The organism is Ruminococcus albus 7 = DSM 20455 (assembly GCF_000179635.2).
Classification (GTDB): Bacteria; Bacillota; Clostridia; order Oscillospirales; family Ruminococcaceae; genus Hominimerdicola; species Hominimerdicola alba.
The window spans coordinates 3,337,133-3,352,815 of the sequence record NC_014833.1 but is presented as its reverse complement, the minus strand read 5'-3'; the positions used below and the strand labels follow the sequence as shown (position 1 = coordinate 3,352,815).

The 15,683-nt window shown below is 47.4% G+C and carries 13 protein-coding genes and 1 pseudogene; 10 read left to right on the top strand and 4 right to left on the bottom strand.

What is annotated here, in order from left to right; translation table 11 throughout:
- Positions 1 to 359: 359 nt before the first annotated feature.
- The gene (locus RUMAL_RS22595) at positions 360 to 2,288 is read left to right on the top strand and encodes a dockerin type I repeat-containing protein (RefSeq protein WP_013499555.1); all 1,929 of its coding nucleotides are present in this window, start codon (positions 360 to 362) and stop codon (positions 2,286 to 2,288) included.
- Positions 2,289 to 2,348: 60 nt separating this feature from the next.
- Here RUMAL_RS22595 and RUMAL_RS22590 read toward each other — a convergent pair whose 3' ends face one another.
- The 3 genes and pseudogenes from RUMAL_RS22590 to RUMAL_RS15110 all read right to left on the bottom strand — a co-directional run bounded on the left by RUMAL_RS22590 (position 2,349) and on the right by RUMAL_RS15110 (position 4,355).
- Positions 2,349 to 2,849 (bottom strand): peptidylprolyl isomerase, encoded by a 501-nt coding sequence (locus RUMAL_RS22590; protein WP_419247559.1) that lies wholly within the window; start codon positions 2,847 to 2,849, stop codon positions 2,349 to 2,351.
- 78 nt (positions 2,850 to 2,927) lie between these two features.
- Positions 2,928 to 3,533, bottom strand: a pseudogene (locus RUMAL_RS22585) (peptidylprolyl isomerase); the annotation flags it as partial.
- 93 nt (positions 3,534 to 3,626) lie between these two features.
- Positions 3,627 to 4,355, bottom strand: coding sequence for a peptidylprolyl isomerase (locus RUMAL_RS15110; RefSeq protein ID WP_013499553.1), 729 nt, complete (start codon positions 4,353 to 4,355; stop codon positions 3,627 to 3,629).
- A 211-nt stretch (positions 4,356 to 4,566) separates the two neighbouring features.
- Here RUMAL_RS15110 and RUMAL_RS15105 point away from each other — a divergent pair, with 211 nt between their 5' ends.
- The 9 genes from RUMAL_RS15105 to RUMAL_RS15065 all read left to right on the top strand — a co-directional run bounded on the left by RUMAL_RS15105 (position 4,567) and on the right by RUMAL_RS15065 (position 14,763).
- Positions 4,567 to 7,233: a YfhO family protein gene (locus tag RUMAL_RS15105; RefSeq protein WP_013499552.1), complete on the top strand. Its 2,667-nt coding sequence runs from the start codon at positions 4,567 to 4,569 to the stop codon at positions 7,231 to 7,233.
- Between the two features lie 3 nt (positions 7,234 to 7,236).
- On the top strand, positions 7,237 to 8,172 hold the full coding sequence (locus RUMAL_RS15100) for a LysR family transcriptional regulator (protein ID WP_013499551.1): 936 nt from the start codon (positions 7,237 to 7,239) through the stop codon (positions 8,170 to 8,172).
- 107 nt (positions 8,173 to 8,279) lie between these two features.
- On the top strand, positions 8,280 to 9,479 hold the full coding sequence (locus RUMAL_RS15095; RefSeq protein WP_013499550.1) for a trans-sulfuration enzyme family protein: 1,200 nt from the start codon (positions 8,280 to 8,282) through the stop codon (positions 9,477 to 9,479).
- 69 nt (positions 9,480 to 9,548) lie between these two features.
- Positions 9,549 to 10,238, top strand: a complete 690-nt coding sequence (locus RUMAL_RS15090; RefSeq protein ID WP_013499549.1) for a JAB domain-containing protein — start codon at positions 9,549 to 9,551, stop codon at positions 10,236 to 10,238.
- A gap of 432 nt (positions 10,239 to 10,670) precedes the next feature.
- Complete coding sequence (locus RUMAL_RS15085; RefSeq protein WP_157865484.1) at positions 10,671 to 11,681, top strand: GGDEF domain-containing protein; 1,011 nt, start codon at positions 10,671 to 10,673, stop codon at positions 11,679 to 11,681.
- Between the two features lie 489 nt (positions 11,682 to 12,170).
- Positions 12,171 to 13,019 carry an aldose 1-epimerase family protein gene (locus RUMAL_RS15080; RefSeq protein WP_013499547.1) on the top strand — a complete coding sequence of 283 codons (849 nt, stop codon included), beginning with the start codon at positions 12,171 to 12,173 and terminating at the stop codon, positions 13,017 to 13,019.
- Positions 13,019 to 13,480, top strand: a complete 462-nt coding sequence (gene dtd / locus RUMAL_RS15075; protein WP_013499546.1) for a D-aminoacyl-tRNA deacylase — start codon at positions 13,019 to 13,021, stop codon at positions 13,478 to 13,480. Before RUMAL_RS15080 ends, dtd begins: the two co-directional genes overlap by 1 nt.
- A 19-nt stretch (positions 13,481 to 13,499) precedes the next feature.
- Positions 13,500 to 13,973, top strand: a complete 474-nt coding sequence (locus tag RUMAL_RS15070; protein WP_013499545.1) for a GNAT family N-acetyltransferase — start codon at positions 13,500 to 13,502, stop codon at positions 13,971 to 13,973.
- 100 nt (positions 13,974 to 14,073) lie between these two features.
- A complete protein-coding gene (locus RUMAL_RS15065; protein WP_013499543.1) occupies positions 14,074 to 14,763 on the top strand; it encodes a histidine phosphatase family protein in 690 nt (229 codons plus the stop codon).
- A gap of 96 nt (positions 14,764 to 14,859) precedes the next feature.
- Here RUMAL_RS15065 and RUMAL_RS15060 read toward each other — a convergent pair whose 3' ends face one another.
- The gene (locus RUMAL_RS15060) at positions 14,860 to 15,489 is read right to left on the bottom strand and encodes a cytidylate kinase-like family protein (RefSeq protein WP_013499542.1); all 630 of its coding nucleotides are present in this window, start codon (positions 15,487 to 15,489) and stop codon (positions 14,860 to 14,862) included.
- Between the last annotated feature and the right edge of the window lie 194 nt (positions 15,490 to 15,683).

Below are 15,683 nucleotides of genomic sequence, written 5' to 3'. Positions count from 1 at the left end.
TTTCTTCCTCCCATTTTCATTACAGAAGTTTATTGCTTATTGTTTGCCTGTTTTTTCCCAATTTTTTAATTTACCCTTAACTTTCATAATTCAGGACTGTTCTTAGCACAATGTAAAGTGCAATTTAACGAACTGCCCCAAACAGCAAAATAACCCTGCGCTCAGCGCAAGGTCACTTTCAGATAATATATTATATCATATAGCAGACAATTTGTCAAGCATTGTTAAATAATTGTCTTTCATTGACTTTTCATCTTCTTCATGCTATACTTTAAACGTAAGTTGTAACGAAATTGAAACAATTCCGTTAAATATTAATATTTATACAAATAATATGTACTTTCAAGGAGGTATGAAAAATGCAATCAAACAAAAAACCGATCACAAACCGCGTAATCAGCATAGCAATGTCAGCAGCCATGACGATGACCCTGCTGCCTTCAACGGCATTCACAGCTAGCGCTGCATCTGCCGGGTCTCCCAAAACAGTATTGTCGGTCTCCAACACCGTCATCGTGCAGCCCATTGATGTTATAATCGAAGATCATTCCGAGACAGGTCTGGCAACAGCTGCCGTATCCTTTGATTATATCAAGGCTGAGCTCATTGAGAGTGACGGAGAAGTTCTCTCCGAGCTGCCCGTTAATACCGAAGACCCCAACATCGTAAATGCAAATATACCTCTATCCCTTGCAGGCAGAGATCTTAAACTGAGGGTGTACTACTCCGAAACAGGGTATGTCGATACCGAGATATTCCATGTTATGGCATACAGGCTCATAAATTACTCCGAATGGGTAGTCCTCTCCGGTCAGAACAAAACAGCAACAGCCACATACACCGCAGGCTTCACTCCGCTCCACGCTGATGTATACGTAGACGGTGAATTCGACCGCAGCTGCAACGTCAGCGGAAATACCGCCAGTGTCACCATGACAGAAAACGATGCGGACTTGAACGTACTTGTGCGTATGTACTACGGCTCCGGCGAAAATGACTATGTCAGCGCTTCAACCTACGTATCAATGGCTTATGATTACGAGTTTGTAGATTCTGTATTCAACACCGTCATACCCGAAAACGAGCATGAAGCCAAGGTTTGCGGTATGCTGTCTTTCAGCTGCAATAAGATCAAGGTATTCTGCGGCGATAAAGTGGTCTATGCAAGCCCGGCAAACGATTATCTGACCTGGGCACCTGTTGCAACTATATCCGATGAGTACATCGGTCAGGATCTTTTCATGAGAGCCTACTATACAAACGATTACGGCTATGAGGGCTATGTGGATTCTTCCCCCTTCCGTTTAGTCAGGGCAAACACAAACTATCACTTCACCAAGCAGCCGAATGATATCGACGTAACAAATAACCAATTGTCCGATCTTACTTGGGAAGTTGACTTTGCCCCCGTCATGACCGAAATAATATTTGAAAGCTGTATGTATACACCTCTTGATGAACCCACACAGAACTTCATCGGTGCCGAAGAGTTCATGTCTGATTACGGATCCGGCTATTACAGGGTAAGGACATACTACGGATCAGGTGATCAGGATTATATCGAAAGCTCGGTATTCAATTGTGTCGCACCCGAATTCACTGTACAGCCCGTCGGCGGATACGTTGCTGACGGCAAGAAGCTGAAGGTAGAGTGGAAAACAAACTTCAAGCCTATATACCTTGCACTCTATGCAGACGATGAATTCGTAAAGGAACTTGACCCCGCTTCAACCTCGATCGAGCTTGACGGCAAAGACGTAAATGTATACGAGATCAGTGCGAAATACAGCAACAACATAGGCATAAGCAGCTACTCATTCAGTGTTATACCAACTACCAAGAAGATCTACACCGTGACAGCCGACAAGAACGTATATCTCTACAATATGACAATATCCTCATTGTCACGCACCGCCGAAGAAGGCGATGAATTCTATGTATACTACCTCGGTGAACGCGGAGAATTTGTCAGCTGGAACAGCGCTGCCTCAGGTGTCACCTTCGTAGACCCAAAAGACATCGAAACAAGCTTTTTCATGCCCGGTAAAAATGTCACTATCAAGTACATCACAAGTACATCCGATCATAACGGCCTCCGCGGCGATGTCAACGGCGACGGCAGCATAACCGTTACCGACCTCTCCAAGGCAGCGGCACTTGTAAAGGGCAAAAAGACTCTGTCAGCAGAAGAAGCTGCACGCGCAGATGTTAACGGCGACGGTTCTGTTACCGTTTCGGATATCTCAAGGATAGCTGCTCACATCAAAGGCAAAAAGTCTATCTCCTGATAATTATACGATCATTACCGAAAAAGGCACTCCCGATATTTCCGGGAGTGCCTTTTTGTATCAGTATTTAACTGTGAATTTTACTCTGTCATTTCCGTCAGCATCAGGATCAGCCATTTCAGCCTTGATTATGGTGATAGGTGTTCCGGGTGCGGAAAGCTCAGGGTTTGAAGACTGTGAGTAACCGCGTGATACGGTAGTGAAGCCGTCAACAACTTCCATGCCCTCACTTACTTCACCGAAAGCCGCATACTGTCCGTCAAGGAAAGCGCAGTCGGTAAAGCAGATGAAGAACTGGCTTGAAGCGCTGTCAGGATCGCTTGATCTTGCCATGGATACTGTGCCTCTTACGTGCTTGAGATCATTCTCAACACCGTTCTCGCTGAACTCGCCCTTGATAGTCTCAGAAGAACCGCCCATGCCTGTTCCCTCAGGATCTCCGCCCTGTGCCATGAAGTCATCAACGACGCGGTGGAATGTCAGTCCGTCATAGAAGCCTTCCTTTACCAGCTTTTTAAAGTTCTCACAGGTTATGGGAGCCTTGTCAGCGCGGAGAGTTATGGTGAACTCGCCTTCCTTGAACTCTCTCTCTGTGAAGTTTACTGTGAACTTCGCTCTCTTATGGCCGTCGGTATCGGGATCTATCATCTCAGCCTTGGTTATTGTAATGGGCTTTACGGGCTCAGCCAGCTCATAGTTCTGATTCATCTGTCTGTCGCAGTTGAGGAACTTGTCAACTACCTCCATGCCCTGTGATACTTCACCGAATGCCGCATAGTTGCCGTCAAGGAAATCGCAGTCATCATAGCAGATAAAGAACTGGCTTGAAGCACTGTCGTTGTCCTGTGATCTCGCCATGGATACGGTGCCTCTCTGATGCTTCAGGTCATTCTCGACACCATTCGCGCTGAACTCGCCCTTGATGTTCTCACCCGAGCCGCCTGCACCTGTGCCCTCAGGGTCGCCGCCCTGTGCCATGAAACCTGCCACTACTCTGTGGAAGGTAACTCCGTCATAGAAACCGCTGCTTACCAGCTTTTCAAAATTCTCACAGCTTATGGGTGCCTTGTCCTCACGCAGGGTTATCACAAAGCTGTCCTCCGAAGCATCCTCATCGCCGGAAGTAACTGCGTCACCGCCCTTATCATCTGTCTGTGCCGCAGCATCCTTTTTGTCAGCTGCCTTCGAGTCATTCTTCTTGTCTGTGTTCCCGCAGGATGCGAACGCACCGCAGGTCAGTGTCATAGCCAATGTCAGCGCCATTACTTTCAGCGCTTTTCTGATCCTGTTATTTTTCAAATCATTCATTTCCTTTCTTATCAAGTTTTACGTATCCCTTTACTGCTCCTCTGAAAATTCCACAGTAAATATCGCTCTGTCATGACCGTCAGCATCTGAAGATAGCATTTCCGCATCGGTTATGGTTATGGGTGTTACGGGAGAAGATATCTGTCCATCCTGTCCCATAGTCCTTTCAACGTTCAGGAACCTGTCAACTACCTCCATGCCCTCCGTCACCTGTCCGAATGCAGCATAATCACCGTCAAGTGCAGCGCAGTCATCATAGCAGATAAAGAACTGGCTCGAAGCGCTGTCGGGATCCTGTGATCTCGCCATGGATACCGTTCCTCTTACGTGCTTCAGGTCGTTTTCAACACCGTTGCTGTCAAACTCGCCCTTGATGTTCTCACCCGAGCCGCCTGTACCGTTGCCCTCGGGGTCACCGCCCTGTGCCATGAACCCGTCGATCACCCTATGGAATGTCAGTCCGTCATAGAAACCGCTGTTTACCAGCTTTTTAAAATTCTTGCAGGTGATAGGTGCTTTGTCCTCACGCAGGGTTATAACAAAGCTGTTCTCCGAGATATCCTCGTCACCTGTAGTGACTGTGTCAGCGCTGCTGTCGATAGTCTGTACCGAAGCATCCTTTCTGTCAGATGCCTTAGCGCCATTATCAGTGTCTGTGCTGCCGCAGGATGCGAACGCACCGCAGGCAAGTGTCACTGCCACTGTCAGCGCCATAGCTTTCAGCGCTGAGATCATACCGTAATATTTCAGATCACTCATTCCCTTCCGTATTTGATCCTGACCTCTCAATTATATCACCCTTCAATTCAAAAATCAATACAATGCTGTATATTTCACCGAAATTTCATCATTACTCCCCGCTGCGGTTGACTTTTCTCTGCATCGGCATTATAATTATATAGTATGCGTACAGCGCTTTAAAACGTCAGTACGCATAAGCGATAAACAGATAATTTAATGTGAGGTCACTATGGAAAAAACAAAACCAAAACTGCCTGCCGCCCTGCTGACAGTACTGTCAGCACCGCTGCTTATAATGGCAGTAATACTTTACGCATATAAACTCGACGGTGCTTATCCTTTCGGACACGGCACTGTGGCATGGTGTGATATGGTGCAGCAGGTAATACCTCTGCTCATCGACTTCAAGGATATCCTGGCAGGCAAGGACGGAGTCTTCCTTAATCTCAATAACGCCGCAGGCATGGATATGTGGGCGGTGATATTCTTCTTTCTCGCAAGCCCTTTCTCGTTCCTTGCGGCATTTGTAAAAAAGACGGATATGCTTTACTTTGCAAATATCCTGGTAATGCTGAAGCTTATGGTATGCGGCGGCACCGCTTCCCTGTACCTTTATAAGACTTTCCGAAAACTCTCCCCGGTATGGGTGACGGCACTGGGCATACTTTACGGTCTCAGCGGCTACGGGCTCATGTACTACCAGAACGTGATATGGCTGGATATGATGTACCTTTTCCCTCTGCTGCTCCTGAGCCTTGATATGCTGTTTGAGAAAAAGCGCGTTACCCCCTACACACTTGTACTGGCAGCCATGATGACAATAAACTATTATATCGGCTATATGGCGGTCATATTCATCATGCTTTTCACAGGTATATCCCTTACCGCTGTGCGCCGTGAGAAAACAGGCGGAGATACAGCAGTGCGCTTTATATTCGGTTCTTTCACGGCAGCCCTTATGACAGCTGTGGTATGGCTGCCAAGCCTTCTGCAGTACACAAAAAGCGGCAGGGTCAAGGAGGAGTTTTTCAGTTCTGTAAAAAGCGCAGGCTTCATAACCACCTATGAGACCACCCTCCCCACCGTACTCTGCTCCGCATTCGTGCTGACGGCAGCGGTATTTTTCACCTGTGACGGCAGACCGCGCAGCAAAAAGCTGAACCGTCTGCTCCTCCTTTCCCTACTGACCCTCATACCTATAATAGCCGAGCCCGTGAACCTTATGTGGCACACAGGCAGCTATATGTCCTTCCCCTCAAGGTTCGCCTTTATGACTGAGTTCATGCTGACGGTATGCACAGCTATGTATCTCGAAGACAAGGACGCTCAGAGATGTCCCCCGAAAAACAGGCTGACCGACCACACAGCTGTCATAATACCCCTGCTGGCTGTACTGTATATATTCATAAAGATACTTTCTGACTATGCAGACCGTCACCGTGATGATGCCTGTGCGTATGCAAGAACACTCTGGGGCGACAGGGAATCGCTGAAAATATGCATCACAATATTCCTTATGGTATCTGTAATGAGTACGGTACTGCTCATCCTTTACCGCAAAGGTGTCCTCAGCACAAAGACCCTCGCGTTGTTCTGTACTGCCCTTATCCTCTGCGAATCACTTATAAACACCAGGATATATCTTACCTCTCCCGTATATATAAACCCCGGACGCGCCGCTGAACAGAACAAGGTCTATGACCTTGCTGACAGGATAGACGATACCGATATGTTCCGCGTAAATACGGACGGCAAGCTGTTCTATGTAAACCTCGTCGGCGCTCTCGGCTACGGCTCTGTAAGCCACTATACCTCACTCAACGACCAGGATTATATGTACATGATGAAGCGCATGGGAGTATCCTCAAACTGGATGGATGTGGGCAGCTGCGGCGGCACAGGGCTCACGGATATGCTAATGAGCATAAAGTACCGTATAGTCCGCGGCAAAGCCGATAACGCCGTATACTCCAACGATGATTACTCCATAGTGCCCAATGAGAACTACCTGCCGTCGGGACTTATACTTGATGACATATCCTCGATCGAAGGTGACCTCCCCGATATCCCGCGCTGTGATATACAGCAGTTCATATGCGATAATACCCTCTCATCCGATGCGGTATCCGTCAGCACCTTTGAAGACACCGAAAACGGCAGCGGCAGCTATACCGTCACTGCAGATACCACCTACGAAATGACTATCGACGTCTTTGACAGGACTGCACTTTACTTCGATGCCTTTGACCGTCCGCAGGTTTCCCTTGGCAGCTATATCGACGGTACTTTTGAAGTGCTAGTAAATGGCAAGACGATCTCGGGCAGCTATCCTGACGGTGAATTCAACGGCTTGCTGAAGCTCGGTGAATTCGAGAACGAACCCGTCACCGTAAAAGCCCGTGCCAAAAAGGATATTACCCTGAGATCGCTGGGTGTTGCCGCCATAAATACCAATAAACTCCTTGCTGCCGCCGAAAGCGCACATACCGTGAACTTCACCCGAAAAGGCGGTATGCTCACAGGCAGCATCAATGCCCGCGGCGGAGAGTACTGCCTGATAAACGTCCCCTATACCGACGGTCTGAAAGTCCGTATCAACGGAAGATCCGTCCCCTGTGTAAAAGTACTTGGCGACCTTACCGCAGTACAGCTTTCCGAAGGCAATAACGATATCACCGTTACCGCCATGCCCAAAGGCTTTGTACCGGGGCTTATCCTTACCCTTATCGGTACAGTCCTCTGCGCACTGTGGCACTTCGTCATAAGCAAGAAACTCAAAGTCCCCGAAAAGCCTGCAAAAGTGCTAATGTGGGCTGTAATGGCTGCAAGCGCAGCCGTGTTCGCGGCAGTGTATATACTGCCCGTGATCATAAACCTCACCGCAAAGGAAGTGTGACCTATGACCCTGCAACAGCTGAAATATGTTATAACCGTGGTCAACTGCGGCTCCCTCAGCGAGGGTGCAAAGCAGCTGTATATATCCCAGCCTAGCCTATCGAATGCCATAAAGGAGCTTGAAAAAGAACTCGGCATCGAGATATTCCGCCGCACCCCAAGAGGTATGACCCTCTCCTCAGACGGAAGCGAGTTCCTCAGCTATGCCAGACAGGTGGTCGAGCAGGCTGAACTCCTTGAAGCCCGTTATTCCAGCGGACAGAAGATAAAGCGTATATGCTCCATATCCACCCAGCACTATGCATTCGCCGTTGAAGCCTTCGTAAAAATGCTCTCCGAGCTTGACCGCGAAAGCTATGAATACACCCTGCGCGAAACACGTACAGGCGAGATCATAGATGATGTGAAAAATCTCAACAGCGAAGTCGGTGTACTGTTTATAAACGACTTCAACCGCAAGGTCATACTGAAACTGCTGAAAGAGAACGGACTCACCTTCCACCCGCTTTTCCGAGTGGAGCCCCATGTTTTCATAAGCAAGGATCACCCCCTTGCCGGCGAGAAGATCGTCACCTGCAGCCAGCTTGAGGACTACCCCTTCGTGTGCTTTGAACAGGGTCAGCTGAACTCTTTCTATTTTTCCGAGGAGATACTCAGCACCCGTACCTTTAAAAAGCAGATACACGTCAGCGACCGCGCCACACTTTTCAACCTTCTTGGCGGGCTTAACGGATATACCATATCAAGCGGTGTGCTGGGCGGCGATATCAACAGCGGTACCATAACCGCAGTCCCTCTTGAGACCGATGAGGATATGCTCATCGGCTGGATAGAGAACGTCCGCGCAGGTCTTTCCGCCGCCGCAAAGCTTTATGTAAGCACCCTCAGACAAGTTATCTCTGGCTACGGCTTCGAGCTTATCGACAAGAACAATACCTGACTTCGGCAAAAATTCACATTAAATTTACAAAATTCAAAAATGAATATGGTATAATAAGATTTAGTATTTTATTGCGATAAAGCATTATTCTGAAAGGAAGTAAAATAATGAGTGACAAGAATCTTGAAGAAATGAGTTTTACCACACGCGCTATCCATGTCGGTGCCGAGCCCGACCCCGCAAGCGGCGCTATCGAGCCTTCTATCTATATGGCTAACAGCTTCCTGCTGCCCTATGACCCCTCTACCATGAACTGGTCTGCATCCGAAGCAAACATCTATACCAGAAACGGCGGCGTTAATCAGGGTATGCTGGAAAAGAAAGTAGCTAACCTCCACGGCGGTGAGGACTGCGTAGTTCTCGCAAGCGGTGTTGCAGCACTTTCCGCACTGTTCTTCACCAAGCTCAAAAAGGGCGACCATGTTATATTCTCAACTGTTACATATATCGCTACCTACCGTATATTCAACGAACTCTGGTGCGAAAAGTGGGGCATCGAGACAAGCATAGTTGACTGCACCGATATCGAAAAGATAAAGGCTGCAATCAAGCCCAACACCAAGCTGATACACTTCGAGACCCCCGGCAATCCTACCTGCTGTATCTGCGATATCGAAGCAATAGTCAAGCTGGCGCACGAGAACAATATACAGGTATCCGTTGATAATACATTCTCTTCGCCTTACAATACCAGACCTCTGGAATACGGCGTTGATTTCGTTGTTGAGAGCCTTACAAAGTACATCAACGGCCACGGCGACTCCATGGGCGGCGCTATCATCACCGACCACGAGACCTGCGAAGCTATACGCTATCAGGCACAGGTAAATATCGGCGGCTGCATCAGCCCTTTCAACGCATGGCTGATACAGAGAGGTGCTGCAACATTCCCCCTGCGTATGCAGGTACACAACGACAACGCTCTTGCAGTAGCAGAATGGCTTGAAAAGCAGCCCTGCGTAAGCTTCGTGGCTTACCCCGGTCTGAAGAGCTTCAAGGGTCACGAGCTGGCAGTAAAGCAGATGAAACACGGCTTCGGCGGCGTACTCAGCTTCGGTCTTAAAGGCGAGCACGACCTCTACAACAGAGTTGTTACTCACCTGAATGTTTTCACATCAGCTGTATCCCTCGGCAACACAGGCAGCCTGATAGTATTCCTCGGTGAGGACGACGAGAGAATGTACCTCTATCCACAGGAATTCCACGGCGGATTCTACCGCGTGGCTATCGGCATCGAGGACAAGAACGACCTTATAAACGATCTCAGACAGGCATTCAAGGCTGAAGGTCTTGAAACTGTAGACTGATAAGTACGTAACTAAGCCCCACCGTCATCACGGCGGGGCTTTGCTGTATACATAGAAACGGAGGAAAGTATGGCTGATGAATCTATACACAGCGGTCACCGCGAACGTATGCGTGAACGCTTCAGACAAAGCTTCGACCTTAACGGCTTTTCAGACCATGAGGTGCTGGAGATGCTGCTTTACAATATCATCCCCCGCGCCGATACCGCTGCAGCAGCCCACGCGCTCCTTGATACATTCGGCAACCTCCGTACCGTCCTTTCCGCCGATATCGACTCCCTCACCGCGGTTAAAGGCATAGGGCTAAGGTGCGCCGAACAGCTGTTATTCCTGGGTCAGGTCTTCCTGCGTGCCGAAAAAGAAAGCTTCGTGTCCGTCCATGCTGATGATTTTGATTCACTCAGCCGCTATCTTCTAAATTTCTTCAAAGGCGATACCACAGAAAGGCTATGCGCATTCAGCATCAACAAAGCAGGCAGACTTACCGCCTCTGCCGTACTTTCCGCAGGTATCACTGACCGTATCGCTTTCGACGTGGATGAGCTTAAAAGTTTCATCGCCCTTAACTGCACCGATATCCTCATCCTCGCCCATAATCACCCCGGCAACTCTGCCATACCCTCCGATGAGGATGTGATCTTCACGCGCAAACTCCGTAACCTCCTCGATGATCAGGTCTGCTTCCTGGATCACCTCATCGTCACCAACAATGAAGTCACCTCAATGCGAGCCCTCGGCTTTTTCCGCTCCTTTGAATGACTTGGCTCACAGGGCTGTACTACGTGTATCGGGACATTCTCTCGGGGAAAAACCTTTTGAAAAAGGGTTTTCCTAAGCGTCAGCTTCGCTATGCTGAACCCACTACCTAAAACTTTTATATGGAATTTGCGGGGGATAGCCGTACTATTATAGTATGGATGTCCTCCGCATTTTATTATACTTTATATGAATGGCTATCAACCGATTTACGGCATTTTTTTGTTTTATCAGATAACAATATGAATTTTTAATTACATTGCATGAAATCATTGACTAAATCGGTTTGATATGTTATAATTATACAAATCAAGGATCTCATTATGAAAGTGAAGTGAGAGTATGTACAGCGAACAGCAATATAAAAAAGATCTTGCGTTTATAGAACGTATGGATAACAGGTTATCTGAGAAAGCTATTTTCTTGATGTATTTTTTGCCCCTAGTTGCGTGCCTTGCGGCTCATGCGCTTTATTTGACGCTGTTTGCGTTTTCAAAGATATGGGCTATGGTCATATTCAATGTGTTCAGTGTCGGATTTTATGTGATGCTGATAATACTGGCAAAAAAAGTCAAAGAAAAGCTGAACCTGGTATATGCCACAATGGCGGAGATAATAATACACGCGGCGACGGCTACGGTATATGTGGGGCTGAAGCCCGATTTCTGTATGTTTTTGCTGATGATAATACCGCTGGCGTTCCTGATGCCGAACAAAAACAGGGTGATACCGTTTATAGTCATGTCCATATCGGTGCCTATCTACGGTTTGCTGAGGTTCTTATACCTTACCCCGGGGCGCGAGAAGTACGATATGGCGGAGCAGTCATATAACACGGTATTTTATGTGATAAATATAATTGTGGGTTCATTCGTGTTGGTATATGTTGCGTTGATATTCACCAGGATGCGTATGTATCAGGACTGCAAGCTGAGGGTGCAGACAGAACAGCTGAGGATAATGGCATCTACCGATCCGCTGACAAAACTGAACAACAGACGTCAGATGAATGAAAAGCTGGCGGAGATCTCTGCAGGAAGCAAAAAGAGCGGAAGAGGCTATGTTATCGGGCTGGGGGATATTGATGACTTCAAGCGCATCAATGACACCTACGGTCATACAAAGGGCGATGAGGTGCTTTCGAGAGTGGCTGATATCATCAGAAAAAATGTACCCGAAGGCGGATATGTTTCAAGATGGGGTGGAGAGGAATTCCTGTTTATCCTGCCCGGGACCGGGCTTGACGGTGGTATAGCCTGTGCTGAGGAGATCATAAACCGGGTGAGCCGAGAGAAATTCAGGGCAGGCGCAAAAAGATTCTCTGTTACGATGACGATAGGCGTATGCAAGGGCAAACCCCATGACAATATTGAAAAGATTATAAGTCTTGCTGATGACAGGTTGTACGACGGCAAGAACAACGGCAAAAACAGAGTTGAGCATTAATTCGACACTGACAGATCTGCGGGATATGACGCAGAAAATTTATGCTATCTATTGGGCAGAGGACAGCTATGTTTGCAAACGTAGCTATCCTCTGTTTTTTCTTTCTTTATAAAACATGGTCATCCCTTTGACGCAACACCGCAAAGTGCTATATAACAAAGGATAACCGCCGAGCATTTCTGGTTCTGATATTACACCAAATCAATTGGTGTGTAAACGGGATAATCAAATATAATAATGAAACATTGTGCTGGTGATTAAGGCTTCGATACAAGACCGATTAATATGGTACATCAGCGGGATGACCATATTATAAAAATTTCCGCGCTGCCCGAAAGAGTTAAATTTCTGTTTGGATACGGGTTTGTGGGATGAGTACCGTCGCATCACACAAGGGCGTTTTTATGCGTGGGGAAACGGTGGTATGCGCTTGCATTATGGGGGAGAATATGGTAAACTATTAACAGTAATGAATGGAGGTATATAACTATGTTATATTCAGTAAAGAACGGAAATACCGAGATATCGGCGGATACATTCGGGGCAGAGCTGCATTCTGTAAAACATGGGGGCAGGGAATACCTCTGGCAGTGCGGTGATGCATGGAAGCGTTATGCGCCTGTGCTTTTCCCATTTGTGTGCTCGCCTGAGGGCAGGGCTTACCGCGCTGACGGAAAGGACTACAGGATGAAAGCCAATCACGGCTTTGCACGGGATATGGAGTTTGAGTATGCAGGTACGGACGGGGATACCATAAGTTTCGTGCTGCGTGAAAACGAGGATACGCTTGCACAGTATCCTTATGAGTTTGAACTGACCGTCCGTTACACGGCACTGGAAAGCGGTGTAAGGGTGGAAAATATTGTTAAGAACACAGGTGACAGGGATATGTATTTCTATATCGGGGGACACCCTGCGTTCAACTGTCCGCTGGAAGAGGGCGAAAGCTTTGAGGACTATGATATAGTATACGAAAAGAATGAGCATATATTCGATGCCGCAGGAAATGTCCTTGCGGAGAACGGAAATGTGCTTGCGGTGACAAGGGCGCTGTTCGACAATGATGCTATAATTATCGACAAGCCCGAGTCAAAGGCTGTTACGCTGAAAAGCAGAAAGTCCGAAAGGGCGGTGACGGTTAAGTATCCGCAGTCGGAGTGCATAGCAGTGTGGTCACCTACGGGAGATGACAGGGCGGCATTCGTATGCCTTGAACCTTGGACATCTGTGCCTGTGTATGCTGATGATGCTTATCCCGATATTGAGAAAAAGCCTCACGCTGTAAAGCTTGGCGCAGGGGAAGTATTCAGCTATGGTTATGAGATAGAGGTGAAGTGATGAAGACACTGATACAAAGAGTGAATCATGCGCGGGTAGAGGTAGACGGCAAGGTAGTCGGTGAGATAGGCAAGGGTCTGCTGATACTTATGGGCGCAGGTCACGGGGATGATGAAAATGACTGTGAAAAGCTGGCGGACAAGGTCTGCAAGCTGAGGATATTCGCGGACGAGAACGACAAGACAAATCTTGCGCTGAACGATGTGGGGGGAGATATACTCTGTGTCAGTCAGTTCACGTTGTATGCGGACTGTCACAAGGGAAACCGTCCGTCTTTCGTGAATGCAGGAGAACCGCAGAGGTCGAATGAACTTTACGAGTATTTCTGCAAGTGCTGTGATGACCGCATAAACGGTAAGGTTGAAAAGGGCATATTCGGGGCGGATATGAAAGTCAGCCTTGAAAACGACGGACCTTTCACGGTAATGGTGGAATGTGTGAACGGAGAGATACTCAGATAAAAAACTATGCGGAGGTACGATGGCATACAAGATCAGAACTCTTGAAAAAAGCGAATATACTGTCCTTGAAGATTTTCTGTATGAGGCGATATTTATAACTGAGGGGGTAGAACCGCCTTCTAAGGATATAATCAAGCGCCCCGAATTGCAGGTATATGTTGAAAACTTCGGAACACGCAGGGGCGACTTTGCGCTGTGCGCCGAATGTGACGGCAGGATAGTCGGGGCAGTATGGACGAGGATAATGGATGATTACGGTCATATCGATGATGAAACACCCTCCTTTGCGATATCGCTGTACAAGGAGTACCGCGGACAGGGCATGGGCACCGAACTTATGATGAAGATGCTTGAAGTCCTGAAAAATGCAGGATTTTCAAGAGCATCGCTGGCGGTGCAGAAAGCGAATTACGCAGTTAAGATGTACAGGAAAGTCGGCTTTAAAATAGCAGATGAAAATGAAGAGGAGTATATAATGGTATGGGAGTGCTGAAGGACAAACGTATCTGCGGCGTATGCAGTGATGTTCGTGGTATCGCTTATAATTCTCATCAGAAAAGAAAAAACGGAAAACACACCATATGGAGGAAAACATGAGGATACTTATACTCAGACACGGAGAGCCTGATTACGTTAAGGACTGTCTTACAGAGAAGGGCATTGAACAGGCAGGTCTGCTGGCGGAAAGGCTGGCAGGGGAGGACATAAAGGAATTTTATGTTTCGCCTATGGGCAGGGCGCGGGAGACCTGCGATATAACGCTTAGAAAATTTCACGGAAAGCGGGCAGTGGTATGTGATTGGCTGCATGAGTTCGACCTTATGTGGGAAAATCCCGAGAGCGGCAGGAAAGAAACGGTCTGGGATGTGCCGCCGGATTACTGGACGGAGATACCGGGATTGTATGAAAAGGACGGCTGGTATGAGCACCCTGCCATGAAAGCGGCAGGCATGGGGGAGCGGATAAAAGCTGTGGATGCAGGAGTGGACGAAGTTCTTGCTAAGTACGGGCTTATACGAAAAGGCAGACATTACGAGGTGGAGCGCAAGTGTGATGACACTATAGCGATGTTCTGTCATTTCGGGGCGATGTGTGCGGTAACGGCGCATCTGCTGAATATATCACCGATGATAGTATGGCAGGGATTCAACGCGGACATGACGGCGGTAACGGAGCTTTGCACCGATGACAGATACGGCGGCAAGGCGAATTTCAGGATATGTGCTTTTAACGATACTCATCATCTGAAGGTGCATGAAAGAGGACAGCTGAAAGCAAAATAAGCAAAAACAAAAAGACACCGACCTCCCGGCTCGGTGTCTCTTTGTAGTAAGGAAAGTAAAATGAATTAAAAACATGAATGTCATTATTTAATGAACTCACTCGGATCTGAATCCCTCTTTGATGGGGATATACTCCTTCATGAGTTTTACCGCACCTTGTATGCCCGTCTTGGACGTGTTGATACAAAGGTCGTAGTTGGGCGCTGCGCCCCACTTCTGGTCGGTATAATAATTGTAGTAGGAAGCACGGCGTTTATCGGTCTTCTTTATGAAGTCCTCCACCTTGTCCTTTTCAATATCGTATCTGCCGAGTATCCTTGCCTTTTTATCGGCTAATTCCCCTGTCAGGAAGAAGTTTATGACATTGGGGTGATCCTTCAGCACGTAATCTGCACATCTGCCGACTATTACACAGGGACCTTTATCTCCCAGCTTTCTTATAGTATCGAACTGAGCAAGAAATATCTTGTGATTCAGTGGAAGATCGGGATTTATCCTGCCGTCGGGTGATACCGGATAGCTGCCCATAACAAGGGAGAACAGGAAACTGTTGGTATAGCTCTCATCGTTTTTGACGAAAAGCTCCTCACATATCCCGCTTTCCTTGGAAGCCATTTCCAGAAGTTCTTTGTCATAAAACGGTATATCAAGTTCTTTTGCCAGAGTTCTGCCGATCTCTCTGCCGCCGCTGCCGAATTCACGGCTGATGGTTATGATAGACTTCATAGAACATCGCTCCCTTCCTTTGGACTGATTATATTATAGCATATTTTTTGTGTTTTGTATACAAAAATTACGAAAAATCTTTCACAAAATTGGTCAAATTATTTTGTGCATTTAGCCAATTGACATATTTTATTCATAACTGGGATTGTTAATGAAATGAAAGAAATCCTGCAAGAGTCTGAAGTCATATAAAA